This is a genomic window from Enterococcus sp. AZ140 (genome assembly GCF_051714405.1).
Classification (GTDB): Bacteria; Bacillota; Bacilli; order Lactobacillales; family Enterococcaceae; genus Enterococcus_B; species Enterococcus_B pernyi.
In genome coordinates, this window is sequence record NZ_JBIORU010000001.1 from 1,266,667 (window position 1) to 1,290,048 (window position 23,382).

Sequence of the window (23,382 nt, forward strand, 5' to 3'; positions counted from 1 at the left end):
TTTGTTGTTGTGCTTACCAATCATTTAGCTGGTTTGCGATGAGCATATCAAATTACATTGCGATAAACCAGTAACCGATCAAGATGATTCCTAAAATGATACGATACCAGCCAAAAACAGTAAAGTCATTACGTTTCAAGTAGTTGATCAAGAACTTGATCGCAAAAATCGAAACGATGAATGAAACTACAGTACCCACTAAAAGAATAACTGTTTCTTCCATTTGGAAGCTGTTGCCATCAGCAAGGTATTTCACGATCTTTAATCCACTGGCACCAAACATCACTGGAATGCCAAGGAAAAATGAGAACTCAGTGGCAACGAAGCGGGAAGCACCAATCAGGATTGCTCCAAGGATCGTAGCGCCGGAGCGTGAAGTCCCTGGTATCAAAGCCAAGACTTGGAAAGCCCCAATCAGAATCGCTGCTTGGAAAGTCAAATCATTCAGGTTTGACCAACGAGGTGTTTTATTTTTGTTTCGTTTTTCAACAATGATAAAGCCGATACCGTAAACGATCAAGGCGATCGCTACTGGTAAAAATTTATAAAAATGGGCATCTAACCAATCGTCCAATAATAAACCAATAATAGCTGCTGGCACACAAGCAACAAGTACTTTTGACCATAAAACCCACGTATCTTTTTTCTCGATGGAGGACTTGCTTGGCGCAAAAGGATTCAACTTGTGGAAATACAAAACAACGACGGCTAAGATCGCTCCTAATTGGATCACGACATTGAACATCGACATGAATTGTGAACTCGCATCAAGCTTGATGAATTCATCTGCTAAGATCAAATGTCCTGTACTACTGATTGGCAGCCACTCTGTGATTCCTTCAATGATTCCGAGAATCGCTGCTTTTATGATATTTGCAAAAAACATAAATTCCTTCCTTCCCAATTAAAATACAACATTTAGTATACCGTTCTTTGTTTCCAAAGCCAAATTGTTTCTTTGAGATTAATACAAAAATAAAGGAGTTCAAAAAAGTACATTGAAATCATAAGACTTCAATGTACTTATTCAACGAGTCATCACATAAAGGATTCTCTTGTCTGTTGTTTTCCTTGTTCGATATAACTGGTATCGTTGACACTTTCAATTGAAAAACGACCATTTTTATAGGTTACTTTTGTGACACTACCATTTAACAATCCAGCACGAACTGGTTGAGAAGGATCGATCAAGCTAAGAAGAAAAGCAATCGTTAGGCCGTGGGAGACGACTAAAACATTGCCACCATTGTTCTTCTCACACTGATGGGCGATATCTTCAAAACCTGACCAGACACGTTCTTTTAATTCGTCATAAGGTTGCGCCCAGCCAGCAGTATCCGTCTCATAGATGGCATTAGCGATTTGTTCAAAGGTAACATCTGTGGTGAACATCTCATCGTATGTTTGAAAATTTAGTACACGAGGAATGACACCCCACATCTCCATATCGTAGCCACCTTCTAGCGAACCAAAACACCATTCACGAATCCGTTTATCAATAAAGTAAGGAATTTCTTTCCCTTTTGTATGTTCGCTTAAAACGATCCGTGCTGTTTCGATTGCTCGACCACTGTCGCTTGAATAGGCGTAAGAAAAATCGATATCTTTTAGACCTTTACCTAAAAAATGGATACCTTCTTGTCCTTGTTTCGTCAATGGTGTGTCACACCAGCCTTGCACACGTTCAATCGTATTGAACATTGTTTTACCATGACGGACGATATACAGGGTTGTTTCACTCATGTTGAACGACCTCCTAAGTTTGATTAAGCGTTAAAAAATGGGTTTGTTTTTTTCTCGTGTTCAATCGTTGTTGGTTCTCCATGGCCAGGATAGACCACAAATTCATTTGGTAGAACAAAAAGCTGTGTCGTGATGCTATAGAGTAACTGCTCTAAATTACCGGTGTAGAGATCGGTGCGTCCGATACTCCCTTTAAAGAGTGCGTCTCCAGATATCACGAAGTCATCGAAAATAAAGCTAACACTACCGGCTGAATGACCAGGTGTTGGAACGACTTCAAATGACATATTCCCAAGACGGTATTGTTTCATTTCAAATTCATATTCCGCAGGAGAAACAATGATATTATCCATATCATCATGGCGACCAAGTCCTGAGAGATTCAAGATGGGATCTCCAAGCCATTCTTGTTCTAGTGGACTGACATAGACAGGGATGTCATAGGTATTTCTCAATGCTTCGACAGCGCCAATGTGGTCGTAATGCGTATGCGTTAGTAAAATAGCGACAGGTTGTTGCTGGGTCTTCTTGATTTGTTCTTGGATCATTTCAGCGTCAGCTCCTGGATCAATGATCAGAAGCGCTTCGTCGTTGTAGACAAGGTAACAGTTTTCCTCGATTGTTCCAGTTTTTAATTGTAAAACATGCATAAAAGGAAACCTCCAACTTTTAAAAATTCTTTCTTCTATCGTTCGATATAAGTATAACGCAAATATGGATCAGAAACAAAAGTGTCTACTTTTATAACATCAGTTATCTGAATTGTCAGATTATATGAAAAGTGTTTAAAAATTTTAAACGGAAGAATAGAAAATTTTCATTGATTTTTCATTTACTCTTGTTACATTGAGTGTATCCAAAAATCCAAATTCTATATCCTATATCCCTGCTTATCCGAGCAGGGTGTTTTTGTTTTTTGCGAAACGGTCTATTTTGCGGTACTCTAATACAAGAAGGAGGCGACCATGGTGAAAAAATCTAAAATCTCCGTCCGTCACTTAGTCGAGTTCATCTTGCGTCGCGGAAGTATCGATAATCGAAAGAAAAGTAATCATACCGCCTTGGAAGGTGCAAAAATCCACCGCAAGCTCCAAAAAGAAGCAGGCGAAGAGTATCAAAAAGAAGTGTTCTTACAAACCAGTGTACAGCTTGATCCTTATGAACTGATCGTTGAAGGACGAGCAGATGGTATCTTCAAAAAAGATGGCGTGTACCACATCGACGAAATTAAAACGTCGGAACCACGCTTTGAAGATTTAGAACCCGAACAAGTCGAATTGTTTTTTCATCAAGCAAGAGTGTATGCCTATATTTATAGTCAAGAAAACAACTTAGAGGAGATCAACCTCCAGCTAACCTATTATCAAACCACAGAAGAAGTGATCACACGGAAAGTGGAACATCAGACGAGAGAACAACTGGAAGTGTTTTTTAAAAAACTGACCGAGGATTACCAAGAGTGGCTGATTTTTCAGGAAAATTGGCGTACGGTACGTAATGCCTCATTGATGGCATTAAAGTTTCCATACGAAGAGTATCGTAAAGGACAAAGGGAACTGGCAGTTGCTGCCTATAAAACGATCCGGACAAAACAAAAACTGTTTGCGGAAGCCCCCACTGGTACTGGAAAAACGATCTCTACATTATTTCCAGCCTTAAAGGCGATCGGAGAAGATGAAGGAGAACGTATTTTTTACTTAACCGCGAAAACTATTACGAGACAGGTGGCTGAAGATGCGTTAGCAGCGTTAAAAGATGTTGGGGCTGAGACAAAAAGTGTGACCTTGACAGCGAAAGATAAGATTTGCTTCTTAGATGAGACCACGTGTAATCCAGATCAATGTCCTTATGCCAATGGCTATTATAATCGAATCAATGAAGGGTTATGGGATCTACTGAATCATGAAAACCAAATAACTCGCGAGGTAATTGAGAAATACGCGAAGAAACATACCTTATGCCCATTTGAACTCTCTTTAGATGTCAGCTTATGGTGTGACGTGATCATCGGGGATTATAATTATCTTTTCGACCCAACGGTTTACTTGAGACGATTTTTTGATGAAGAGAAAAATGAAGATCATCTTTTCTTGATCGATGAAGCACACAATTTAGTCAATCGTTCAAGAGAAATGTATTCTGCTGAGTTATCTTATGGAAAAGCACGTAAAGTCTATGGAGAGATCCCGAAGGAATTTAAAAAACTACGTCGTCGATGGAATCGTCTTTTAAAAGCTTTTGATCAGATCCAAGAAATTGCTCTTGAAGAAGGATGGAACTATCATCACCAAAAAGCCCCAGCAGATTCATTGATCAACGCAGGGTTTCAACTCGGTGAATTTATTCAAGAATGGTTGGCTGAATATCCTGAGCATCCGATGCAAGAGCAAATTTTAGGATTTTATTTTGACTTGAATCATTTTTTAAAAATCAGTGAATTCTATGACGATCACTATGAAACAACTGTAGAGAAAAGTTACCATGATTTGATCGTGAAGCAATTTTGCATCGATCCTAGTTTATTTTTAGAACAATCGTTGAATAAAGGACGGAGTAGTCTTTTGTTTTCTGCGAGTTTTTCACCACTTTCTTATTATCAAGAAACATTAGGGGGCAAAGAGAGTTTAGCGTATCGCTTACCTAGTCCATTCCCAATTGAGAATCAACAAGTACTTATAGCAAGTTATCTTGAAACGACGTATCGCAAAAGAGAGCATAGTATGCCACGTTTAGTCGAAACGATTCAACGTTTCATTCAAGGGAAGAAGGGCAATTATATGATTTTCTTTCCTTCCTATCAATATTTGGACCAAGTCGCCGAAGTGTTCAAAGAAACTTACCCTTCGACTCGCACACTTATCCAAGGAACCAAGTTGAATGAACAAGAACGAGAAGATTTCTTAGCAGAATTTATAGTCGAACCGCAAGAAACATTAGTAGGCTTTTGTGTACTTGGCGGCATTTTTTCAGAAGGAATCGATCTACGCGGATCACGCTTGATTGGTAGTATGATCGTTGGTGTGGGCTTACCACAAATGAATCATGAGCAAGAGTTGATCAAATCTTACTATGATGAAAAAGAACAGCTAGGTTTTGCTTATGCTTACCAGTTACCAGGAATGAATAAAGTATTGCAAGCAGCTGGGCGAGTAATCAGAGATATGGAAGATCAAGGCATTGTGCTTTTAGCCGATCAACGCTTTGCCTCGTTAAATTATCGTAAACTTTTCCCGCCACATTGGCACCAAGCAAAAGAAGTTCGAACAGTTGAGGCATTATCACAAACTATCCATCAGTTTTGGCAAGACCACTAAAAAAGGACGAAGCAAAATGCTTGTCCTTTTTTAGTGATATCTCAATAGTACCCATGAACTAACGGTAGTTTGTAAATTGCAATTCAATCGGCAAGTCTAGTTTTCTTAAAAGTGCGATCACAGCTTGTAGATCATCGCGATTTTTACCAGTTACTCGGATCTGGTCTTCTTGGATCTGTGTTTTCACTTTTAGTTTTTCATTTTTGATCGCGGTCGTGATCTTTTTGCCATTATCGCGGTCGATCCCATTGACTAGATCAGCAGATTGGCGTGCTTTACCACCTAAAGCGTGTTCCGTTTCAGAAAAGTGGATATTTTTGATTGGCACATTGCGTTTATTCAATTTTCCAAACAAAACATCTTTGATTTGTTCGATTTTAAATTCATCGTCACTTAGCACAACTAATTTATTTGTATTCTCTAACTTGATCTCAACCGTTGAATCCTTGAAATCGAAACGGTTAGTTAATTCTTTCGTGGTTTGTTGGATTGCATTTTTTACTTCTTCAACAGATACTTCTGAAATGATATCAAAACTTGCATCTTTTGCCATAATGTCCTCCTCGTTCATTCGGTTTTCTTTTATTGTAGCATAGGCTTATTTTTTTTGTGACATCTTTACTAAAATTCTTCTCATTTAAGTAGTCGCTATTTTATTTTCTGGAAGAAACTGTTATTCTTACATTTGGAATAAACTTGAAAAGGAGAGGTGCTTGTGAGCAGATTCATGACTGTCTATCAAAGAAACGAAAATCTTAAGAAAATAGTGGTTATCTTGATGACCGGTTTGTCTGCAGCGGTGGCATTGAATTATTTTTTGATTCCAGCCAACGTCTTTTCTGCAGGAATGAACGGGATCGCCCAAATCATTGCTTCACTATTATCTGAATGGGTCCATATAGATGTCGATACTGGAACGTTTATTTTTCTATTGAATATTCCTGTATTTATATTAGGCTTTTTAAAAGTCGGAAAACGCGCAACTGTACTTAGTTTCATCAACGTTGTTTGTGTGTCAGTCATGACGACAGTTTTACCGACAGGACAGGTAACAGATAATATACTGATGAATGCATTAGTCGGTGGTGTTTTACTTGGCGTCGGCGTCGGTATTTCTCTGAAAATGGGTTTTACGACTGGTGGAATGGACATCATTTCATTGGTTCTTTCTCAAACGACAGGGAAAACCGTAGGAAACTATATGCTGATTTTAAATGGCATTATCGTCGTAGCAGCTGGCTTCCTCTTTAATTGGGAAAGTGCTTTGTATACAATCATCTCAATCTATGCAATGACTCAAGTCATCGATGCGATCCATACGAGTCACCAAAAAGTGACCGCCATGATTGTCACTGTGAAACCAGAAGAAGTGACTGCTGAAATTGCGCAACGCATGGTTCGGGGGATGACTCTCTTACCTTCAGTTGGTGGATATTCAAAACGTGAAGGAAAAATGATCATGATGGTCATCACACGTTACGAAATGTATGATCTTGATCAAATCGTCCATGAGATCGACGAAGATGCGTTCATCAATATTTTACCAACGCATTCCGTTTTTGGTCGCTTTGCCAATGAGAACGAACAAAAAATGTATCGTTCAACAGGGGTTCTTCCTGAAATCAAACATGCATCTAAAAAGGCGAAAAACAAATAAAAAAGTGATAGACAAACAAATCTACCCCCTTGTTTGTCACCTTTGAACCAAATAACTAGTGGAAAAAGAAGTAACTTCTTAGGAACTAAGAGGATCTATAAAAAAATTCGAAAAACAATTTGCGTAGCTGTTACCTTAGTTCTTGAGGTGAAAGACTTCTGTCCAGACCTTGCTACCCAAATGAATATTTACAAACCTCTTAAAAAAAGGTATGATAAACAAAAATTGTGAGAAGGAGAATCCGAAGAATGAGTGAACAAAAATGGTCTGCTGAAGAAGTAGATGAAATCAAAGAGCGAATTCTCACCGCGTTAGAAATGGTGATTGACCCAGAACTAGGAATCGATATCGTGAACCTAGGTTTGATCTATGAAATCGAATTTGACCCTGAAAATGGAGATACCGTTGTTAAAATGACTTTGACAACGATGGGCTGTCCGTTAGCTGATATCTTGACTGAATCGATCCATGATGCACTAAAAGAAGTGCCAGAAGTGTCGAAAGCAGAAGTCAAATTAGTCTGGTATCCCGCTTGGACGACCGATAAAATGAGTCGTTATGCACGAATTGCGCTTGGGATTCGTTAGGTAATGGTTCTTTAGAAGGTAGATCGGATCTGTAATATAACGAATGATGAAGTAAACGTTGAACTCTTTAACCAACTTTTTTGAAAAGTTGATTAAAGAGTTTTTTATTATGAAAAATGTTGGGTTAGTTGAACGATACAGACGAAAATTAGCAAACTTTAATGTAATCGAAAATAAATAAATTAGTACGTTTTCACTCTTACAAACGATATAATAGTTATAGTAGCTATTCTCATGATCAATTTTGATGTAAAAACCTGTACATAGAACGGGTAGGTTGTTAACTTATAAAATTTTTGGTTACTTTAGAAAGGTTGGATTAAAATGATTTCTCAAAAAGACAATCAAGCAATTGTATTTAGTATTTCAATAGGATCAGGTTGTTATCGGCACATTAGTGTGTCAACAGATGAGACACTTGAAGATTTTGCTGAAATTATCTTGGATTCATTTGATTTTATCAATGATCACGCACATGCATTTTTTATGGACAATTCTGCTTGGAGTGGAAATAAATGTTACTACATGGCAGAAGTTGACATGGGACACGAATACCTTCATACCTGTGACTATAAACTTTATCAACTCGGTCTGAAAAAAGGAGATAAATTCAAGTTTGTCTTTGATTTTGGTGATGATTGGAGATTTCAATGCAAAGTGTTACGTGTCATTGAAGATGATGAAGGAGGCTATGAAGTATTAAAAAGTGTGGGAGAACCACCTGAACAATATTTCAATTTTTTTGAGTGATTTCTAATAAACGCCAAAAGAGTGAATATGAGTGATTATGTTTCAAAATCGTTGAATCTTTTTTTGTCTTAGATAGTACTACTATATGAAAGTGAATAAAACAGTTCAAAAAAAATCATTTTGTTTTTTACTAATTATGTGACACTTTTTAGTTTAGAGATAACCAAATTTTAAATGGAAGATGACAGAAATGTTTATCCGATCAATGAAACTCTGCTTAAAATTTTAAGTATCGTTAGGGATAACGTGTGTACTTTGTATGTAACGTATTTAAATTACTGCGAAGAAATAATATAATCTATCATGTAGTTAATAATAATAAGGAGTCGGTATTTATGGCAAACATAAGTTTGGAACGTCCAATTATTTTATCTAATGAAGATGTCAAAATTATTGAAAATACGCATCCTACAAAAAAATTCTATGACTTATTAGAAAAGAAATCTAGTGATCGTATTAGTAACAAGGATCAAGTACCTAATTGGATGAGAAAAAAATAATATGGACTATACTGTGATTTCATTAAGTAAAAAGATCAAAATGCTGGTTGAAGTAATTAAAGAAGAGGAAATTGAGATTGGAAATAAAGCTCTTAGAAAGAAGGTAAGAGAACGCTTTTCGAACTTTGTAGAATCTTCTTTTTTTGTGGAAACAATTCAGAAATGACTGAATTTTAAAACATGATGCCATACAAAAAGAGCTTTATCATGCGACAAGGACGTACTTGATTTTTAAAGACGAAACACAAGAACATCTCTTAGGTTTTTTTACGTTAGCAATCAAAGATTTAGATATTAGCAAGCTTGAAATAAAAGAGAAAAAGAAATTAGTATTTAACGGAAAATCGCCGAGTAAGGTAGGTGTTGCACCGTCTTATTTAATTGCTCATGTCGCAAAGAATGATTATTTTTCTAAAGAATTTCCAGGAGTAAAAATCATTGAAGAAGCTATACTTATTGTTGACGATGTTAGAAGATCAATTGGAGGAAAATTAATAATACTTGATAGTATTTGTATTCCTAAGGTGATGGATTTATATAAACAATTTGGATTTCGTGAAATTGGAGAAACATTTACATCACAAATTGGACAAGAGTTGCAGTTGATGGTGCTTTCAATGCCAAACTCATTTGATTGATAAATAAATACGTAGAAATTAATTAAGAGTACATCATTTTTTATGATAGCTTCTCTCTTCTAGACGAATTTTTTTGATTACATATAGCTTGTTTGTTTATCGATATAAAAATAAATCAAAAATAGGATCTTAGACTCTCTTAGCGATTGATTAAAAAATTGATAAGAGAGTCTTTGATTCAATGAATAGACTTGATGCAATACCTAATTAAACATTTTGATTATAAGTAAAAATAACTCAATCTTTTAAAACCACTTATTACGTATTCCCATCTAAGTACTTTTCCAAATACTTGATCTTTGCTAGATCCTTATGATTATTTTTCTCTGCACGGTAACTATCTTTAGCAGAACGTTGATATACTTTCAAATATTGTTCCGCTGTAGGTAAGTAAAAGGAACAGTCATCGATCCTGATTAGAGAGAGTTCATTAAGTGGAATACCTGCAAAGGCGAGAAGACTGTCCATGCTGCCAAACTGGATGGTATAAGAATCTTTTGCAAATTCATGTTCGTGTAAATCAACTAGTTGGTAATTCAACGTTTCCATAATTTTCATGATGCTTTGCCAATTGTGCAAGCGATCTTTATCGGGTGCCTCCCAACCCCGTGGATCGCCAGGAACATGGATGTCAATGTCTCTTGGTTGCCAGTCGATATCTGTTAAGTAAGACAAGCCTAATGAACCTAGTAGTAGCGGAGTGATCTGCTGCTTGTTTAATTTTTGCGTGATCAATAAAAACTCTTTGAAATAAAGTTCCATGGATTTTCTCCTTTTCTTTGGTTGCATTTATTGTAACAAAGTGGATGTCTAATTTTCCATTTCATCCTGAAAACAAAACTAGATTCTCTAAAAAGTGAATCTAGTTTTTTTTATTTCTTGTATTTAAGAAGTGAAGTTGGTGAGCAACTATAAATTTGACTATCGGAGTTGTAAAAAATTGAGTGTGAATGGCTTAGTTTTCCTATTTTTGGTACACTTGATTTACTATCAATTAGAAAGTTGGTGACAGATTGAACCTAGAAGCACAAAAATATTGGGAAAGCTTTTGCTTAAAAAATGGTGTGCCACAAGCATCATTATATGAAATTTTTGCTTTTGGAAATACGAAAGAACACGCAGATGAATTAGCAGATCTGGTATTGGAAGGGAAGAAAACAGGGACAAGCTCAGGGTATGAGCTTTATCAAATTAATAACGAACCATTACCTAAAGTTGGTGACTACTCCGTCGTTGTGAATAGCTCTAAAGTACCGATAGGCATTATCCAGACTGTCGAAGTGTTGATCCTACCTTGGAAAGAAATCACCGAAGAACTGGCAGCTACAGAAGGTGAAGGCGACTTATCTCTTATGTATTGGCAAAAGGGACATTACAATTATTTCCAACCTTACTATGAAGAACATGGACTATTGCTCAATGAAGAAACAAAAATCGTCTTTGAACGATTCCAACTTGTTGATCGATATTTGCCGAAAAGTGAGGAAACCAATGCGTATTGATTTAGTAGAAGAAGCAATAGAAAAGAAAAAAATCGTCCAAGAAGTCTTGAATGATTTGCCAGAATGGTTTGGCTTGCCAGATTCGACACAAGAATACATCGAGAACTGCCAAAAATATCCGTTGTGGGTCTTGCAAGAAACAAATGAATCAATAGGGTTTATCAGTTTAAAAGAAACAAGTAAAGCCACCGGTGAGATCTATTGTATGGGGATAAAAAAAGCCTATCATCATCGAGGATTAGGTAAGCGATTACTAGGTGAACTAGAATCCTATGCAAGAGAACATTACCAATTTTTACAAGTGAAAACGGTCGCCGAAGGGCATTACGCTATCTATGATCAGACGATTGGATTCTATCGAAGGATGGGGTTTGTTGAGCTAGAAGTGTTCCCAACCTTATGGGATGAATGGAATCCATGTTTGGTAATGCTAAAAAGTCTTAACTAAAAAAGAAAGCGAAGTTGGAACTCTCGCACATGACAGTTGTCGTTCGTGGTCGTAAATGTTCGACAGAAGTCTTTACGGAGATCTTTGATGCAAAAGAAGTGTATTCGAGTAAGGAAAACAATACTCCTTATTTCCAGAAACATTCTTATTGATCGGTGATCTGTGGGTGGCATTGATGGAAGATAAGCAGACAAAGCTTCTCGAAACCTACAATCCTATTGATTTTTCAAATCTCTGCGGAACACCTTCTTTGATATAAAGAACAACTTCGTCTTCTAGACCTCAAAATTGAAGAAGGACGTTCGCGGGTAGCAGTAGACATCCATACGGGCAATCTAAATGATCGTTTGAAGTGGTATGAAGAATAACTATAAGTTTTCAGGAGTAATGAGATGATTAAAAAAGTGGAGAAACTAGACCAAGAGATAATGGACCGGCTACTAACTATTTGGTTAACGACCAATATCAGGACACATGATTTTATTGATGAGAAATATTGGTATGAGAAAAAAGCGTTGTTGAAAAGAGAATTGCCAAAAGCAGAAATTTATTATTGTGAAATGAATAGTCAGATTGTTGGTTTTATGGGAATCGTAGATGAATCTTATTTAGCTGGCATTTTTGTAGAGTCAACATATCAAAATAGAAAAATCGGACAAAAATTGATTGAAGCTGCTAAAAAAGAAAAAGAACGAATAAGCTTGCATGTTTATGGTAAAAATAAAGGAGCAATACGATTCTACTATAAAAATGACTTTAGAAAAGTGGATGAACAAATGGATGAATCGACGGGTGAGAAAGAATACCTCATGGTGTGGGAAAGAAATAGACAGATTTAATGACTACAAACCATGGGCAGTCTACCTACGCCTAGGTGTAAAAAAACAAGATCAATCTTTGAAGGTGGATCTTGTTTTTTCTATGGGATTACTAGCGATCAAGAAGTATAAACGGCAGACTTGCGAGCAATGCGATCACTCCACAAATGAGTCCAAACAAAATGACGATGCCTACTTTTTCGATCCGATTTCTGACCTTGTTTCTTTGTTTACGTAGAGGTGCTACTTCTTTGTTTTCCATGAATGCAACGATTTCTTTGTAGGTTTTGATATTCTCTTGTTTTTTGAGTCCCTCAACTTTTATTGCGCCGTACATGCTGGCAATCCAAAAGATCAAGGGGAAAAGCTAATCGCCAATTACCGGGTAAAAATAAGGATGGGCCTACTGAAATCAAGGTGAGAAGCATGAAAAATAGCATGATTTTGGTATATTTGTTCAGTTCAGTAAGGGTAACATTTTCTTTCATCTTTTCTACATCTCCTTTGACTAATTCATCCAAAGAAACGTCAAATAGGACACTCAGCAATAATAAATTATGAATATCAGGATAACTGCGTTCATTCTCCCAGTTTGAAATCGTTTGTCTTGATACATATAATTTTTCGGCTAATTCTTCTTGGGAGAAAGCTAGTTGTTTGCGATATTTTTTTATTTGATGACTTAAGTCCATAGTATCCGCTCCTTCTTATCTCAGTGTGATCGAAGAGGTCAAAATCGACGATCAAAGATTTTTGTCATTGCCAGATTTAGCATGTAAAAATTCTTTGACATGCTTTAAAATGCTGTTTTGTCAGTATTCTTGGTTATTTGGTATGTAAATGGCGGATCATTGCTTTATTAAAAACCATACGTTTTTTTTTAATAAACTAACGATCCCTTGAATTTATGATATCATACACTTAATCCTGAAAGGATTAATGGATTGGAGGAATGGTTTTGGAGAAGTCAACAAGTGTAGAAAAGAAGAAAGTTTATTTTTTATGTACAGGAAATTCTTGTAGAAGTCAGATCGCTGAAGGGTATGGCCACGAATATCTGGAAGATCAATTTGAAGTTCGGAGCGCGGGAGTAGAGACACATGGATTAAATCCGCGTGCAGTAAAAGTGATGGAAGAAGATGGCATCGACATTACGAGTCAAACTTCAGACTTGATTGATCCAGATTATTTTAGCCATGCGGACTTGATCATTACGCTTTGCGGAGATGCGTTAGATAAATGCCCAGTGATTCCTGCGCATATCCGTCATGAACATTGGGATCTAGAAGATCCGGCAAAAGCTACTGGTACAGAAGAAGAAATTATTGCTGAATTTAGAAAAACTCGCGAAATCATCAAAGATAAAATCAAGAATATCGCTAACTAAGCGTAGAAAAATATGTATTGATAATATTGGTCTAAGAAAAATCAAGTGAGCATTGAATGGACGCGATAGACTAAGTTGTGAGGTGAGAGGATGAAAGAGCTGAACCGGCTGATCGATTATATCGAAGAACGATTGACAAGTGACATTCAATTAAGCGAAGTAGCCAAACAATCAGGAATCTCGGAGTATCATTTGAAGCGGACTTTCTCGTTTGTTGCAGGAATCACTTTATCTGAATATATCAAGAATCGGCGACTGGCTTGTGCCAACGTAGATCTTGTCAACGGCGCAAGTGCGACAGTGACGGCCTTTGCGTATGGATATCAAACGTTAGAAGGTTTTTCTAGAGCGTTTCGCGACTGGTCAGGTTATTTGCCTTCAGAGGTCAAAAAATCAGGGGTTTGCAAATCTTATCCTAAACTCACCTTTCACTTAGAAATCAAGGGGGGAAATTCAATGGATTATCGAATCGAAGAAAAAAGGACCTTTGCAATTATCGGTGTATCAAAGCGGGTACCGATCCAATTTGTGGGAGTCAATTCATCAATCATCGAATTAGCAAAAGCGATTACAGAGGAACAAAAAGAGGAAATGCATAGGTTAGGTGATCTTGCACCTAATCAAGTGGTAAATGCCTCTTTTCAATTTGATGAAGGACGTATGGAAGAAAAGGGCGCTTTGACGCATATGATTGGTTTCTTGACATCAAAAATCGACGAATGTAAAGGGTTAGAGCAACGAATCATTCCTGGACATACTTGGGCGATTTTTCCCAATCAAGGAAGTTTTCCAGAAGTCTTACAAACGACGATGGCGAATATTTTTTCAGAGTGGCTACCGAACTCTGGGTACGAGTTGGTCGAGGCACCTGAAATCTCCTTTACCAAATGGCTTGATCAAGGGGAAGCGTATAGTGAAGTGTGGATCGCTGTCACAAAGCGGCATGGGTAACATTGAAACAAGTCAGTGAAGACGAGTGATATCGAAGAATGAACATTCATTCTAGGATATTACTCGTCTTTTTTTTAGAAATCAGGCATACTAGAATTATAGTTGGATTGGAAACGATTTAAAACACATGTATTTTTAATAAGGAGAAGAATATGAGACCAAAGTCAAAAGAGGAATTATTGATACTCGCAGCTGAAAATTATGAGAAGTTACAGCAGTTGATCGATTCAATACCTAAGGAACAAAGAGAAGCGACATTTGATTTTGAGGAAGTATTTCTTGAAAAGAAAAAAGAAGCACATTGGCGAAGGGATCAAACGATCAAAGACGTGTTGATCCATTTATACGAGTGGCATTGTTTGCTATTAAAGTGGGTGACTGATAATCAAATGGGAGAAGCGGTGCCTTTTTTGCCGGAGCCGTATAATTGGCGAACGACAGCCGAGATGAATCGTGCCTTTACAAAAAAACATCAGTCTACTACGTTACGGCAAGCGTCTGACTGGTTGAATGAAAGCCATGCAGAAGTGATGTTACTGGCGAAAACCTTCGATGACGATCAACTGTTCCAAAAAAACCAGTATTCTTGGGTGGGGAATACAACGCTTGGCAGTTATTTCGTTTCTGCTACTTCGAGTCATTATGATTGGGCAATCAAAAAAATCAAACAAAGTCAAAAGCAGAAGCAAAAACAAAAGGGAAATTAGGTGAAACAAGAACAAAAAAATAGGAATCAATAAGATTCCCATTTTTTCAAAATCGTTCTTTTTAGTACCAACCGTTAGCTAACCAGAAAGCTTTGGCTGCATCCCAAGAGCCATAACGAGAAGCCACATATTGTTCTGCCACTCTTTCTTGATTGGCAGCAGAGTAGTCACCGTTCAAGTAAGAAGAGTCTAATTGGTAACGGCCGATATAACGTCCGTTTGTTGCTGTATAAGAACCGCTAGATTCTTTTTGTGCGATCCATTCTTTGGCATCGTTCGTACCAGTTGAAACAGCGACTTCAGTAGCTGGTGCTTGTTCTACAACTGGCGCTTGTTCTACTACAGGTGCTTGTTCCACTACAGGTGTTTCCACAACTGGCGCTGTTTCTTGAACAGGTTCCACAGGTGCTTGAGTAGCGACAGGAGCAGTTGCTTGCTCACCAGTAGGAATAGTTAATTCTTGACCTGAAAAAATCAGGTGAATGTTTGAGATTGAGTTAGCTTCGGCAATTGTTTGGATCAAGGAGTTGTCACCAACGTATTTTTGAGAAATCGTTGATAAAGTATCACCTGATTGAACAGTGTAGGCTTCGTCTGCGTGTGCAGAAGTACCCATAAATAATGCAGCGCCGGCGGCCAAAGTTGTTCCAAAAAGAATAGTTTTAAGTGATTTCATGAAAGATCTCCTTCGTATTTTAAAAAGTTATTTTGATTAGCTGTTTTCGCTAACGAGTAATACTTTACCATGGGATTATATTTCATAGGTGAAAGATACGTAACAGTTTGTGACAAATGCTCCTTTTTTGTAACAAGAATGTGTTTAAATAATGTGCGTTTTAATTAGAAAAACATCATAAATGAAGAATTGTGCGCTTCTGACATTTGTTTTTTATTAGAAAGATTCAAAATAAAAAAATAGAAAATGCTCAATTTAAGTTTGAAAATCCGAGAAAAAAGTGAATTTTTTATAAATTTTATACGAAGTGATAGAATAAAAGAAACAAGGAGATGGGATGGATGACGAATATGTATAAAAAAATAATGGTAGCGATTGATGGTTCGGAAAAAGCAGAGAAAGCATTTGGCGAGGCTTTAGAATTAGCGAGAGATAACCAAGCAGAATTATTGATCGTTTCAATTATCAATAAAATCGATTTGACACATAGTGCCTATGCGTTCTCAAAAATCTATGCAGAAGAAAAACAAAAAACAGAAGTGGAACTATTGAAGAGAATCAATGATGCCAAAGAATTTGGGATTGAAACAATTCATGCAATTGTGGAGACCGGTGATCCAAGAACATTGATCGCCACTGTCTTACCAAAACAAGAGTCAATTAATCTTATCGTGATGGGGGCAACAGGTAAAGGCTCGATCCAACAAGCGTTAGTAGGGTCGACAGCTTCTTATGTGGTGACTCATGCGCCTTGTAATGTGTTGGTCGTTAAATAGATGCCGATTCCTGATAAGCTACGTTGCTGATTTCCAACGTGGCTTTTTTGTTCGTGAAGAGTAGTACTGGTAACTAAGGATGTTTGTAAAGGTAATAAATCCATAAGATCAATATCGTCAATGAAATAATCAACCCTAATTCATGTGAAAGTAATTTTGGGGTGGGTTCCCAATGCCGAAGGGAAAATATTTTGTGGGAAAAATAAGCGACTGGTAAAAGTGTCAGCAATACGGAAAATTTACGCTTCGTCCATTTCGTGTAGTAGATTGCTAAAGTTGTCATTAGAAAAAAAGGAATATAAAAAACCAATTGTCCCAAAGTGTCCATATAATATACGCCTCCAAGGAAAAAAGAAATCTATAATTAAAAATAACACTTTGTATGTTTGTGCACAAGAGGATATGTTATAAAATTTCTTGTTTTTTAAATAAAGTTGTTTTTTTGATTCTTGATGTACTTATTGTTATAATTCTTTTAAAGAAAGGGTGTAGTATTTCATGGACCAAGTGATATTAGAAGTTGATCTACATTTAGTAAACAATATCCGTATTTGCTATTATATTGTTAGTAATAGTGTGGAACCGCGAGTATTAATGAACAAAATCGATGGTATTTTATCAAAAACGGATGTCCATCAATTTAACGATGGAGACGAAAGTTACTACAGTATTCCAGTTGAAAAAGTGATTTATACGAAAGTGAACGTGCGAAAAGATTTAGATACAAAAGAAATACATGCACCGATCTTCACTGAATATTGAAATAAGCTGGAGGCAATCAAAGATGAATCCCTATGAACAAATGATCCAAGAGTTGATGGATGGAAAAATCCAAAAAATAGAGGTCAAACGTGAGGAAGTCATGGCTTTTCGTGAAGCGTGGTTAAAAATTGAGAATCGCAAGTTTGTTGTTGGAAAGGCCGAACTGAATGGTAATGTGACGTACCACTATGACCCAACAAGATTGTATTAAAAGTAGGTTTTGATAGAAGTGTGGCGATTTGGAGATCAATCGCTTATTTTTGAAATACAAGAAATCCTAACAAAAAATCCCCGACAATCCTTGATTGTTGAGGATTTTTTTGTTTCTAGATTATGACAGACTCGCTCCGATCTTCCCTATGAAAATATAAATTTTATTTGAATAGATTTTTGAATTTATCCGTTATTCCTTGAAAATCGACATTTTGGAGAAATTCTTGGGCTTTTTCTTTGTAAGGACCTAGTTGTTCTTTATGCTCTTCGAAAAATGTTTTGGCTTCAGTGAAATTGCCACTTTGGACCAGATCTTTGATTTTCTGAAGTATTTCTTCTTTATTCATAATGAAACACATCCTTTCTTTCCTATTATAATAGCAAAAATCTATGAAATTTTGTAAAAATAACTTCTGTGCTAAAGTCCGATGAAAAACTCGATCTAGAGACGGATGAATGTGATTTTTTTACAGGCTATACTCAAAGAGTAAAGAGGAGGTAGGAAAATGAAAGTAATCAAAGTATTAGTAGGTGCCGTTGTATTCAGTGGGTTGGCGTTATTTGGCTTGAAGTTTTATACCCAAGACGCTACTGGAGAATTACCAGCAGTAATAGACCAATTGAATCCGTTAGTCACTAAGGGAGAAGTGTATGTCAAAACAAAACAGCCTGATGAAGTCAATTCGTTTGGGACAGCAAAATATATCCAAAAGGCAGTTGATGCAAATGGCAACGAACGCGAGATTGAATTTAACGGGTTATCTGTTTTAAAAAAAGACCGTTACTTGAGATTGACGAATAAAGGCGCTCATGTAGAAACATACGAAGAAATTTCCAAAGAAGAGGTACCTAAAGAAGCATTAGCTATAATTGGTTGATTTTATTTTTATTATGTAAACTAAGCATCGAATTAAAAAATAAGCCTAAGAATAATTGATTAATCACTTAATCATTCGTTCTTAGGTTTATTTTATTTTCTCGCCATGCTCAATTTCAATTGATCGATCCGCCGTTCCAGTTTTTTGATCAAACCAGCAGGCAAGCCGATGATCTCAGCGGATGCTAAGACAGAAGAGAGCAACTGATATTCAAGTGCTTCTGCATGGATTTTACGATAGATGGTGGCTAGACGTTCGATGTACTCAAAATGAGTATAGCCAGTTTGAATGATCAAAAATTTCAACAAATCAATGCCTTTCTCGTAGTCTTGCTCAGAATAATAAGCCAATGCTTGTCGATAAAGTTTGATTTCAAGTAAATCGAGGGAAGCAGGGCTGTATCGGTTCGTCCATTCATTGACTGACACTTTTTTTTGGATATTACCAGCAGTATCACGGACGAAGATGATTGGGATTTCATTTGGATCCGCCTTTTTATGAATAAATCGTTCCACAGATTCTTGCTCCTTCCATGCGTTGTTAGCTTGAGTATAAGCTATTTTTCTAGGAAATACTAGTTCTTTTCTAAAGTAAGCATTTGTCCGCCCATGGCAGTAAATACTTGCTCAAAGTCGTCGATTGGTACCGCACGATTTTTTATGCCATAAGGATCATTGACATAGATTGATTGATCGTCGTAGCCAGTTACAACACAGGCATGGACTAATGGCGTGACTTGTACTTCACCGTTTGCAGTCGTCCAAGTCATGAAATCATTTTCTGTCGGCACTTGAAAATCGATCGTGACAGAAGCCCATACAGGTTTTTCTTCTTTTAGTGCATTTTTGATGTCAGTCAAGCTTGCATCCGTTTGCGGTTCGGTATGATAATCGGTTTGCAGGATTTCTTGGGCTAACGTAGCGATTGGTGGAACATAGACACCCATTGCCCAGTCACCGCCCCAAATCTCACCAACAAACCCTTCATTTGGATCGCCATGAGTGCCATCAGCATTGAAAACGGGGACATAATTTAATTGTTCGGCTAATTGATTCTTGGTAGTTTCGTAGCCATAGAAGCGCAGCAACATCGATAAGGCGGTTACTTCACAGCCATTCTCTAGTGCAGGTTCATCGAATTGGTTCTCAAGAGGTACATCGAGAAGCACTTGTTTTTCTTCGGCTTTGATCGTTTGCTCTACGTTTTCATCCAACATCGCTTTTTGATCTTCTGTTTGTTTATGTGTAAAGTAAAAGACGCTTGAAAACAATACTAGAGCTGCACCACCTAGCAGTAATCGTTTTTTACTTTTTTGTTTTGACATGAAATACTCCCCCAGACTGTTTTCTATTATAAGTGATTTTCTAGAAAAAACTATATGAATCTGCACTAGAGAAGATAAAAAAAGAAAAAATCAGTCCAAGAACCTACTTTTTTTACTTGTTTAGCTGTTAAGATTTGTGAAAACGAAAACAGTACGCTATAATGCGGATAGATCAAATAAGAGTTTGATCAAATCACCACTAACGAAACACACAGATAAAACGAAATGATTTTCTGTGGCAAACTGTTTGAGTAGTTTAGGAGGATTTTGATGACGGAAGAAATGATTAATTTAGGAGAACAATATTCATGTAGGCCCATTGGTTTTACCAAATCAGTTGTTGGAGAAGTTGTTTCAAAAATGACGAATTGCGCCGTAGTCAAAGTTGCCCAATGCGCTATAGAAGATCAAGAATTATTAGAAGAAAAAGCTAGCATGGTAGTAGCTAAATATGATACATTTGAATAAGAAGATATGGACATGCAACATCGAATGATCATGTTGCAGGTCCTTTTAAGGTTATGAAAAGAGCATTGAACACTAAGGCATAAGACAGAAAAAACGAAAACGCCTATTTCATTTTTGAGTTTTTTGGCTTATGACTGAATTGCTGCTCCTTGAATACCGTTTGTTCAGTTAGAGGGGACATGATTTACCCCTTTGATTTTCTAGTTTCAAGAGTTGAAAATAAAGGTGTGGATCGATAAGATGGTTTCCTTTTTTACAATAGTTCTTTTTTTATTTGTCATCGTCATGTGCTTATTTCTATGGCTTGTACGACGAGAGATCGTTTATAAAACGGTTCGGAATCGCTGGGTCTATTTAGTTGTTCCGTTCCTTGCTGTACTGGTTTTATGGTATACATTGGTCAGTCAACCAACCACTGATGAGTTAGTGAAAGGCGTCTTGGCTTCTCTTGTGTTATTGAGTTTCTTGTTAGATAGTCGAGGACTTACTACAGAAGGGCTAGTTTTGAACAGCTTTGACCGTCGTGGAGTGCCATATTCTGAAATCAACAAAGTCGTTCTTTACCAACCAAAAGATTCGAAAGAAGTCAAAATGAATTTTTTCCGGAACGGTTGGCGTGGCCCGCTATTGAAATTTTCTGTCTCATTAGAAGAATTGATTCCTTTTTTAGCAAAACACTTAAATGATGATGCAGAACTTGATATCATGATCGAGCATGAGGATGAATGATCCATTGAAATGACAAAAAGACAGCTCCTTCTTTTAGTAGAGGGAGCTGTCTTTTTGTATTAGTAGAATTAGCCAAACACGCGGAAACGATCGGCATCGTTCATATATTCTTTTTCGCCAGCTGGAGATTCAGGTGAACCAAAGACTAATTGTGCACGTAATTTCCAGTTTGCAGGAATCGACCATTCTTTTGCGACAGCTTCATCGATCACTGGATTGTAATGTTGTAGGTTTGCACCTAAACCTTCTTCGCTTAATGCCACCCAAGTATTGGCTGTAGCAATACCATTTGATTGTTCTGACCAATCAGGGAAGTTATCTGCATATAATGCAAATTGCTCTTGCAAGTTTTTGATCACATCTGTGTCTTTGAAGAACAAGACAGTACCATAACCTTTTTTGAAACTAGCTAATTTGTTTTGAGTATTTGGGAAAGCATCAGCAGGTGTCAGTGGACGTAAAGCTTCTTCTGTCATTTCCCATAATTTTTCATGTGCATCGCCAAATAAGATTACTGCACGTGTTGATTGCGCATTGAAAGCAGTAGGGCTTTCTTTGATTGCTTCTTGGATCAATGTTGTTAATTCTTCATTTGATTGTGATACGTTACGGCCTAGATCATAGATCGAACGGCGGTTTTTTAAGATATTTGTAAATTCAGTCATAGATTAGTTCTCCTTTAATTCGCTTTTCTGCGTTTTTTTCTTGATGACAAAACGAAGTATATCATCTTACAAAAAGTAAGTAAAACAAAATGCTCAACAAAATGTAAGAATAGAAAAAAAATGTTCTTTTACATAAAAAAATCGTTACGAGACCGTTTACATACTGAATATACCGACATTTAAGCTTAATGACATGAAGTAGACTATATAATTATTAAAAATAACCTATATTTTTTCTTATCGTTTTCCCATTAAATTTTTGTTGTATTTATAGAAAATAAGTATATATTTCTTAAATAAATATTTTTACACGGATTTTCGGTAAATATGTGTATTATTTTCTGAAAATTAAAAGAATTGGGGTATGGGAATATGGAAAAACAAGACAAAGGGTTCTTCGGTCAGCCGAAGGGATTGTCTACATTGTTCTTCACAGAGATGTGGGAACGATTCAGTTATTATGGTATGCGTGCCTTACTGATCTATTATATGTACGACACGGTAGCAAATGGAGGCCTTGGTTTACCTCGTGCCACAGCGTTGTCGATCATGTCGATCTATGGTTCGTTGATTTATATGTCGAGTATCGTAGGCGGCTGGTTTTCTGATCGTGTGTTAGGGGCCAAAAAAACCGTCTTTATTGGTGGGGTCTTCATCATGATCGGTCATGTTGTTTTGGCATTGCCGTTTGGTGTCTCTACTTTATTTATCTCGATGGCGTTGATCATCATCGGTACAGCTTTCTTAAAACCAAACGTTTCGGGAATGGTCGGGCATTTATATACGAAAACCGATTTACGAAGAGATGCAGGATTTTCGATCTTTTATATGGGTGTCAATTTAGGCGCATTGCTCGCGCCGTTGATCGTCGGTACGATTGGTCAAGAGTATAACTACCATTTAGGTTTCTCATTAGCCGCTATCGGTATGTTCTTCGGGTTATTGCAATATGTGATCCAAGGACGTAAGACATTGGATGGAGTGGGTATGACACCTCCAAATCCTTTGACACAAGGCGAACGTAAAGGATTTATCCGTAATGTTGTGATCGCTTTGGTCGTATTTGCTATTATTTTTGGTGGAGCGCAACTGACTGGACATTTGACGATCGATTTCTTTGTTAATACAATCAGTGTCTTAGGAATCGTTTTACCACTCTATTACTTTATCAAAATGTTGACTTCAAAAGATGTTTCAGTGGAAGAAAAACCACGTGTATGGGCATATATCCCATTATTCTTAGCAGCAATCATCTTTTGGTCATTGCAAGAACAAGGGTCATCGATCCTTGCCCTATTTGCAAGTGAACGAACACAATCGACCTTGATGGGTGTTCCGATCCAAGCAAGTTGGTATCAATCATTGAACCCGATCTTCATCTTTATTTTGACACCTGTGTTCGTTACTTTATGGACTCGTTTAGGTAAACGTCAACCATCAACTGTAGTGAAATTCTCTCTAGGGTTGTTATTTGCCGGATTGTCTTACCTATTACTGATGTTGCCAGGAATGTTATATGGAACAGCTGGAAAAGTCAGCCCACTTTGGCTGATCGGTAGCTTTTTCATCATCGTGATTGCTGAACTTTGCTTATCACCTGTCGGCCTATCAGTGACGACGAAATTGGCGCCTAGAGCCTTCGAATCGCAAACGATTGCGATCTGGTTCTTAGCAGATGCTTCTTCCCAAGCCATCAATGCACAAATCGCACGGTTCTATACACCAGGTACTGAATCTGCCTACTTTGGGATTATCGGTGTCGTTGCAATCGTCGGTGCAGTGATTTTATTTGCAATCAAAGAACCAATCAAAAAATTAATGGGGTCGATCCACTGATTGGATCTACATCATTTGTCGGAGAGGACAGTCGTCCTGCTCCGGCTTTTTTA

General features: G+C 37.1%; 32 protein-coding genes and 1 pseudogene. 21 read left to right on the forward strand and 12 right to left on the reverse strand.

Features of this window, described 5'->3' with window-relative positions:
* Window positions 1-52 precede the first annotated feature (52 nt).
* The 3 genes from IGJ39_RS05995 to IGJ39_RS06005 form a co-directional block, all read right to left on the reverse strand.
* Window positions 53-886, reverse strand: a complete 834-nt coding sequence (locus IGJ39_RS05995) for an undecaprenyl-diphosphate phosphatase (protein WP_066025946.1) — start codon at window positions 884-886, stop codon at window positions 53-55.
* A gap of 152 nt (window positions 887-1,038) precedes the next feature.
* Window positions 1,039-1,743, reverse strand: a complete 705-nt coding sequence (locus IGJ39_RS06000) for a histidine phosphatase family protein (RefSeq protein ID WP_019723743.1) — start codon at window positions 1,741-1,743, stop codon at window positions 1,039-1,041.
* A 23-nt stretch (window positions 1,744-1,766) separates the two neighbouring features.
* Entirely contained in the window at window positions 1,767-2,393 is a 627-nt protein-coding gene (locus IGJ39_RS06005) for an MBL fold metallo-hydrolase (protein ID WP_010735633.1), read from the reverse strand.
* A 315-nt stretch (window positions 2,394-2,708) separates the two neighbouring features.
* Between IGJ39_RS06005 and IGJ39_RS06010 the strand changes: the two genes are divergently transcribed.
* Window positions 2,709-5,057: an ATP-dependent DNA helicase gene (locus IGJ39_RS06010; protein ID WP_019723742.1), complete on the forward strand. Its 2,349-nt coding sequence runs from the start codon at window positions 2,709-2,711 to the stop codon at window positions 5,055-5,057.
* A gap of 58 nt (window positions 5,058-5,115) precedes the next feature.
* Here the strand turns inward: IGJ39_RS06010 and IGJ39_RS06015 are convergent, their stop codons facing one another.
* On the reverse strand, window positions 5,116-5,610 hold the full coding sequence (locus IGJ39_RS06015) for a YajQ family cyclic di-GMP-binding protein (protein ID WP_019723741.1): 495 nt from the start codon (window positions 5,608-5,610) through the stop codon (window positions 5,116-5,118).
* A gap of 174 nt (window positions 5,611-5,784) precedes the next feature.
* Here IGJ39_RS06015 and IGJ39_RS06020 point away from each other — a divergent pair, with 174 nt between their 5' ends.
* The 6 genes from IGJ39_RS06020 to IGJ39_RS06045 all read left to right on the forward strand — a co-directional run bounded on the left by IGJ39_RS06020 (window position 5,785) and on the right by IGJ39_RS06045 (window position 9,189).
* Complete coding sequence (locus IGJ39_RS06020; protein ID WP_080570510.1) at window positions 5,785-6,714, forward strand: YitT family protein; 930 nt, start codon at window positions 5,785-5,787, stop codon at window positions 6,712-6,714.
* A gap of 248 nt (window positions 6,715-6,962) precedes the next feature.
* Window positions 6,963-7,301 (forward strand): metal-sulfur cluster assembly factor, encoded by a 339-nt coding sequence (locus tag IGJ39_RS06025; protein ID WP_019723739.1) that lies wholly within the window; start codon window positions 6,963-6,965, stop codon window positions 7,299-7,301.
* A gap of 324 nt (window positions 7,302-7,625) precedes the next feature.
* The gene (locus tag IGJ39_RS06030; RefSeq protein WP_081308350.1) at window positions 7,626-8,051 is read left to right on the forward strand and encodes an IS1096 element passenger TnpR family protein; all 426 of its coding nucleotides are present in this window, start codon (window positions 7,626-7,628) and stop codon (window positions 8,049-8,051) included.
* A 335-nt stretch (window positions 8,052-8,386) separates the two neighbouring features.
* The gene (locus IGJ39_RS06035) at window positions 8,387-8,551 is read left to right on the forward strand and encodes a hypothetical protein (protein WP_019723294.1); all 165 of its coding nucleotides are present in this window, start codon (window positions 8,387-8,389) and stop codon (window positions 8,549-8,551) included.
* Window position 8,552: 1 nt separating this feature from the next.
* Window positions 8,553-8,717 (forward strand): hypothetical protein, encoded by a 165-nt coding sequence (locus IGJ39_RS06040; RefSeq protein ID WP_019723293.1) that lies wholly within the window; start codon window positions 8,553-8,555, stop codon window positions 8,715-8,717.
* A 58-nt stretch (window positions 8,718-8,775) separates the two neighbouring features.
* Window positions 8,776-9,189 carry a hypothetical protein gene (locus IGJ39_RS06045; protein ID WP_019723292.1) on the forward strand — a complete coding sequence of 138 codons (414 nt, stop codon included), beginning with the start codon at window positions 8,776-8,778 and terminating at the stop codon, window positions 9,187-9,189.
* Between the two features lie 258 nt (window positions 9,190-9,447).
* On the opposite strand, the gene IGJ39_RS06050 is transcribed toward IGJ39_RS06045, so the two are convergent.
* Window positions 9,448-9,951 carry a hypothetical protein gene (locus tag IGJ39_RS06050; RefSeq protein ID WP_019723291.1) on the reverse strand — a complete coding sequence of 168 codons (504 nt, stop codon included), beginning with the start codon at window positions 9,949-9,951 and terminating at the stop codon, window positions 9,448-9,450.
* Between the two features lie 251 nt (window positions 9,952-10,202).
* Here IGJ39_RS06050 and IGJ39_RS06055 point away from each other — a divergent pair, with 251 nt between their 5' ends.
* The 4 genes from IGJ39_RS06055 to IGJ39_RS06070 all read left to right on the forward strand — a co-directional run bounded on the left by IGJ39_RS06055 (window position 10,203) and on the right by IGJ39_RS06070 (window position 11,978).
* Window positions 10,203-10,691, forward strand: a complete 489-nt coding sequence (locus IGJ39_RS06055) for an ASCH domain-containing protein (RefSeq protein WP_066025949.1) — start codon at window positions 10,203-10,205, stop codon at window positions 10,689-10,691.
* Entirely contained in the window at window positions 10,681-11,139 is a 459-nt protein-coding gene (locus IGJ39_RS06060) for a GNAT family N-acetyltransferase (protein WP_019723289.1), read from the forward strand. The genes IGJ39_RS06055 and IGJ39_RS06060 overlap by 11 nt, the downstream gene beginning before the upstream one ends.
* Window positions 11,140-11,168: 29 nt before the next feature.
* Window positions 11,169-11,291: a hypothetical protein gene (locus IGJ39_RS06065; RefSeq protein ID WP_019723288.1), complete on the forward strand. Its 123-nt coding sequence runs from the start codon at window positions 11,169-11,171 to the stop codon at window positions 11,289-11,291.
* A 240-nt stretch (window positions 11,292-11,531) separates the two neighbouring features.
* A complete protein-coding gene (locus IGJ39_RS06070; RefSeq protein ID WP_019723287.1) occupies window positions 11,532-11,978 on the forward strand; it encodes a GNAT family N-acetyltransferase in 447 nt (148 codons plus the stop codon).
* A 91-nt stretch (window positions 11,979-12,069) separates the two neighbouring features.
* On the opposite strand, the pseudogene IGJ39_RS06075 reads toward IGJ39_RS06070, so the two are convergent.
* Window positions 12,070-12,649, reverse strand: a pseudogene (locus tag IGJ39_RS06075) (helix-turn-helix domain-containing protein).
* A gap of 260 nt (window positions 12,650-12,909) precedes the next feature.
* Here IGJ39_RS06075 and arsC point away from each other — a divergent pair.
* From arsC to IGJ39_RS06090, 3 genes are all read left to right on the forward strand, one after another.
* Window positions 12,910-13,344 carry an arsenate reductase (thioredoxin) gene (gene arsC, locus IGJ39_RS06080; RefSeq protein WP_039730181.1) on the forward strand — a complete coding sequence of 145 codons (435 nt, stop codon included), beginning with the start codon at window positions 12,910-12,912 and terminating at the stop codon, window positions 13,342-13,344.
* A gap of 90 nt (window positions 13,345-13,434) precedes the next feature.
* A complete protein-coding gene (locus IGJ39_RS06085) occupies window positions 13,435-14,295 on the forward strand; it encodes an AraC family transcriptional regulator (RefSeq protein ID WP_019723285.1) in 861 nt (286 codons plus the stop codon).
* A 152-nt stretch (window positions 14,296-14,447) separates the two neighbouring features.
* The gene (locus IGJ39_RS06090) at window positions 14,448-15,002 is read left to right on the forward strand and encodes a ClbS/DfsB family four-helix bundle protein (protein ID WP_195339579.1); all 555 of its coding nucleotides are present in this window, start codon (window positions 14,448-14,450) and stop codon (window positions 15,000-15,002) included.
* A gap of 61 nt (window positions 15,003-15,063) precedes the next feature.
* On the opposite strand, the gene IGJ39_RS06095 is transcribed toward IGJ39_RS06090, so the two are convergent.
* The gene (locus IGJ39_RS06095; RefSeq protein WP_010735712.1) at window positions 15,064-15,678 is read right to left on the reverse strand and encodes a LysM peptidoglycan-binding domain-containing protein; all 615 of its coding nucleotides are present in this window, start codon (window positions 15,676-15,678) and stop codon (window positions 15,064-15,066) included.
* A gap of 341 nt (window positions 15,679-16,019) precedes the next feature.
* Between IGJ39_RS06095 and IGJ39_RS06100 the strand changes: the two genes are divergently transcribed.
* On the forward strand, window positions 16,020-16,454 hold the full coding sequence (locus IGJ39_RS06100) for a universal stress protein (protein ID WP_019724084.1): 435 nt from the start codon (window positions 16,020-16,022) through the stop codon (window positions 16,452-16,454).
* A gap of 73 nt (window positions 16,455-16,527) precedes the next feature.
* Here the strand turns inward: IGJ39_RS06100 and IGJ39_RS06105 are convergent, their stop codons facing one another.
* Window positions 16,528-16,782 carry a hypothetical protein gene (locus tag IGJ39_RS06105; protein WP_019724085.1) on the reverse strand — a complete coding sequence of 85 codons (255 nt, stop codon included), beginning with the start codon at window positions 16,780-16,782 and terminating at the stop codon, window positions 16,528-16,530.
* Between the two features lie 170 nt (window positions 16,783-16,952).
* Here IGJ39_RS06105 and IGJ39_RS06110 point away from each other — a divergent pair, with 170 nt between their 5' ends.
* Together IGJ39_RS06110 and IGJ39_RS06115 are read left to right on the forward strand one after the other, a co-directional pair.
* Window positions 16,953-17,216, forward strand: coding sequence for a hypothetical protein (locus tag IGJ39_RS06110; RefSeq protein WP_010735610.1), 264 nt, complete (start codon window positions 16,953-16,955; stop codon window positions 17,214-17,216).
* A 22-nt stretch (window positions 17,217-17,238) separates the two neighbouring features.
* On the forward strand, window positions 17,239-17,427 hold the full coding sequence (locus IGJ39_RS06115; RefSeq protein WP_019724086.1) for a hypothetical protein: 189 nt from the start codon (window positions 17,239-17,241) through the stop codon (window positions 17,425-17,427).
* A gap of 163 nt (window positions 17,428-17,590) precedes the next feature.
* Here IGJ39_RS06115 and IGJ39_RS06120 read toward each other — a convergent pair whose 3' ends face one another.
* The gene (locus IGJ39_RS06120; protein ID WP_019724087.1) at window positions 17,591-17,776 is read right to left on the reverse strand and encodes a hypothetical protein; all 186 of its coding nucleotides are present in this window, start codon (window positions 17,774-17,776) and stop codon (window positions 17,591-17,593) included.
* A gap of 159 nt (window positions 17,777-17,935) precedes the next feature.
* Between IGJ39_RS06120 and IGJ39_RS06125 the strand changes: the two genes are divergently transcribed.
* Window positions 17,936-18,307, forward strand: a complete 372-nt coding sequence (locus tag IGJ39_RS06125; RefSeq protein ID WP_019724088.1) for a YxeA family protein — start codon at window positions 17,936-17,938, stop codon at window positions 18,305-18,307.
* 92 nt (window positions 18,308-18,399) lie between these two features.
* On the opposite strand, the gene IGJ39_RS06130 is transcribed toward IGJ39_RS06125, so the two are convergent.
* Together IGJ39_RS06130 and IGJ39_RS06135 are read right to left on the reverse strand one after the other, a co-directional pair.
* Window positions 18,400-18,822: a hypothetical protein gene (locus IGJ39_RS06130; RefSeq protein ID WP_019724089.1), complete on the reverse strand. Its 423-nt coding sequence runs from the start codon at window positions 18,820-18,822 to the stop codon at window positions 18,400-18,402.
* A gap of 59 nt (window positions 18,823-18,881) precedes the next feature.
* Window positions 18,882-19,631, reverse strand: a complete 750-nt coding sequence (locus tag IGJ39_RS06135; RefSeq protein WP_019724090.1) for a C39 family peptidase — start codon at window positions 19,629-19,631, stop codon at window positions 18,882-18,884.
* Between the two features lie 270 nt (window positions 19,632-19,901).
* On the opposite strand from IGJ39_RS06135, the gene IGJ39_RS06140 reads away from it, so the two are divergent.
* Window positions 19,902-20,099: a hypothetical protein gene (locus IGJ39_RS06140; protein WP_010735604.1), complete on the forward strand. Its 198-nt coding sequence runs from the start codon at window positions 19,902-19,904 to the stop codon at window positions 20,097-20,099.
* A 240-nt stretch (window positions 20,100-20,339) separates the two neighbouring features.
* Window positions 20,340-20,828, forward strand: coding sequence for a hypothetical protein (locus IGJ39_RS06145; protein WP_019724091.1), 489 nt, complete (start codon window positions 20,340-20,342; stop codon window positions 20,826-20,828).
* A gap of 68 nt (window positions 20,829-20,896) precedes the next feature.
* On the opposite strand, the gene IGJ39_RS06150 is transcribed toward IGJ39_RS06145, so the two are convergent.
* Window positions 20,897-21,493: a nitroreductase family protein gene (locus tag IGJ39_RS06150; RefSeq protein ID WP_010735602.1), complete on the reverse strand. Its 597-nt coding sequence runs from the start codon at window positions 21,491-21,493 to the stop codon at window positions 20,897-20,899.
* A 372-nt stretch (window positions 21,494-21,865) separates the two neighbouring features.
* Between IGJ39_RS06150 and IGJ39_RS06155 the strand changes: the two genes are divergently transcribed.
* Window positions 21,866-23,329: a peptide MFS transporter gene (locus IGJ39_RS06155; protein ID WP_019724155.1), complete on the forward strand. Its 1,464-nt coding sequence runs from the start codon at window positions 21,866-21,868 to the stop codon at window positions 23,327-23,329.
* The last annotated feature ends 53 nt before the right edge of the window (window positions 23,330-23,382 follow it).

Excerpts from the sequence above, each read along its gene's own strand:
- IGJ39_RS05995 (WP_066025946.1), bottom strand. The coding sequence starts at position 886 with ATGTTTTTTGCAAATATCATAAAAGCAGCGATTCTCGGAATCATTGAA.
- IGJ39_RS06000 (WP_019723743.1), bottom strand. The coding sequence starts at position 1,743 with ATGAGTGAAACAACCCTGTATATCGTCCGTCATGGTAAAACAATGTTC.
- IGJ39_RS06005 (WP_010735633.1), bottom strand. The coding sequence starts at position 2,393 with ATGCATGTTTTACAATTAAAAACTGGAACAATCGAGGAAAACTGTTAC.
- IGJ39_RS06010 (WP_019723742.1), top strand. The coding sequence starts at position 2,709 with ATGGTGAAAAAATCTAAAATCTCCGTCCGTCACTTAGTCGAGTTCATC.
- IGJ39_RS06015 (WP_019723741.1), bottom strand. The coding sequence starts at position 5,610 with ATGGCAAAAGATGCAAGTTTTGATATCATTTCAGAAGTATCTGTTGAA.
- IGJ39_RS06020 (WP_080570510.1), top strand. The coding sequence starts at position 5,785 with ATGACTGTCTATCAAAGAAACGAAAATCTTAAGAAAATAGTGGTTATC.
- IGJ39_RS06025 (WP_019723739.1), top strand. The coding sequence starts at position 6,963 with ATGAGTGAACAAAAATGGTCTGCTGAAGAAGTAGATGAAATCAAAGAG.
- IGJ39_RS06030 (WP_081308350.1), top strand. The coding sequence starts at position 7,626 with ATGATTTCTCAAAAAGACAATCAAGCAATTGTATTTAGTATTTCAATA.
- IGJ39_RS06035 (WP_019723294.1), top strand. The coding sequence starts at position 8,387 with ATGGCAAACATAAGTTTGGAACGTCCAATTATTTTATCTAATGAAGAT.
- IGJ39_RS06040 (WP_019723293.1), top strand. The coding sequence starts at position 8,553 with ATGGACTATACTGTGATTTCATTAAGTAAAAAGATCAAAATGCTGGTT.
- IGJ39_RS06050 (WP_019723291.1), bottom strand. The coding sequence starts at position 9,951 with ATGGAACTTTATTTCAAAGAGTTTTTATTGATCACGCAAAAATTAAAC.
- IGJ39_RS06060 (WP_019723289.1), top strand. The coding sequence starts at position 10,681 with ATGCGTATTGATTTAGTAGAAGAAGCAATAGAAAAGAAAAAAATCGTC.
- IGJ39_RS06065 (WP_019723288.1), top strand. The coding sequence starts at position 11,169 with ATGACAGTTGTCGTTCGTGGTCGTAAATGTTCGACAGAAGTCTTTACG.
- IGJ39_RS06070 (WP_019723287.1), top strand. The coding sequence starts at position 11,532 with ATGATTAAAAAAGTGGAGAAACTAGACCAAGAGATAATGGACCGGCTA.
- arsC (WP_039730181.1), top strand. The coding sequence starts at position 12,910 with ATGGTTTTGGAGAAGTCAACAAGTGTAGAAAAGAAGAAAGTTTATTTT.
- IGJ39_RS06085 (WP_019723285.1), top strand. The coding sequence starts at position 13,435 with ATGAAAGAGCTGAACCGGCTGATCGATTATATCGAAGAACGATTGACA.
- IGJ39_RS06090 (WP_195339579.1), top strand. The coding sequence starts at position 14,448 with ATGAGACCAAAGTCAAAAGAGGAATTATTGATACTCGCAGCTGAAAAT.
- IGJ39_RS06095 (WP_010735712.1), bottom strand. The coding sequence starts at position 15,678 with ATGAAATCACTTAAAACTATTCTTTTTGGAACAACTTTGGCCGCCGGC.
- IGJ39_RS06100 (WP_019724084.1), top strand. The coding sequence starts at position 16,020 with ATGACGAATATGTATAAAAAAATAATGGTAGCGATTGATGGTTCGGAA.
- IGJ39_RS06105 (WP_019724085.1), bottom strand. The coding sequence starts at position 16,782 with ATGGACACTTTGGGACAATTGGTTTTTTATATTCCTTTTTTTCTAATG.
- IGJ39_RS06110 (WP_010735610.1), top strand. The coding sequence starts at position 16,953 with ATGGACCAAGTGATATTAGAAGTTGATCTACATTTAGTAAACAATATC.
- IGJ39_RS06115 (WP_019724086.1), top strand. The coding sequence starts at position 17,239 with ATGAATCCCTATGAACAAATGATCCAAGAGTTGATGGATGGAAAAATC.
- IGJ39_RS06120 (WP_019724087.1), bottom strand. The coding sequence starts at position 17,776 with ATGAATAAAGAAGAAATACTTCAGAAAATCAAAGATCTGGTCCAAAGT.
- IGJ39_RS06125 (WP_019724088.1), top strand. The coding sequence starts at position 17,936 with ATGAAAGTAATCAAAGTATTAGTAGGTGCCGTTGTATTCAGTGGGTTG.
- IGJ39_RS06135 (WP_019724090.1), bottom strand. The coding sequence starts at position 19,631 with ATGTCAAAACAAAAAAGTAAAAAACGATTACTGCTAGGTGGTGCAGCT.
- IGJ39_RS06140 (WP_010735604.1), top strand. The coding sequence starts at position 19,902 with ATGACGGAAGAAATGATTAATTTAGGAGAACAATATTCATGTAGGCCC.
- IGJ39_RS06145 (WP_019724091.1), top strand. The coding sequence starts at position 20,340 with ATGGTTTCCTTTTTTACAATAGTTCTTTTTTTATTTGTCATCGTCATG.
- IGJ39_RS06150 (WP_010735602.1), bottom strand. The coding sequence starts at position 21,493 with ATGACTGAATTTACAAATATCTTAAAAAACCGCCGTTCGATCTATGAT.
- IGJ39_RS06155 (WP_019724155.1), top strand. The coding sequence starts at position 21,866 with ATGGAAAAACAAGACAAAGGGTTCTTCGGTCAGCCGAAGGGATTGTCT.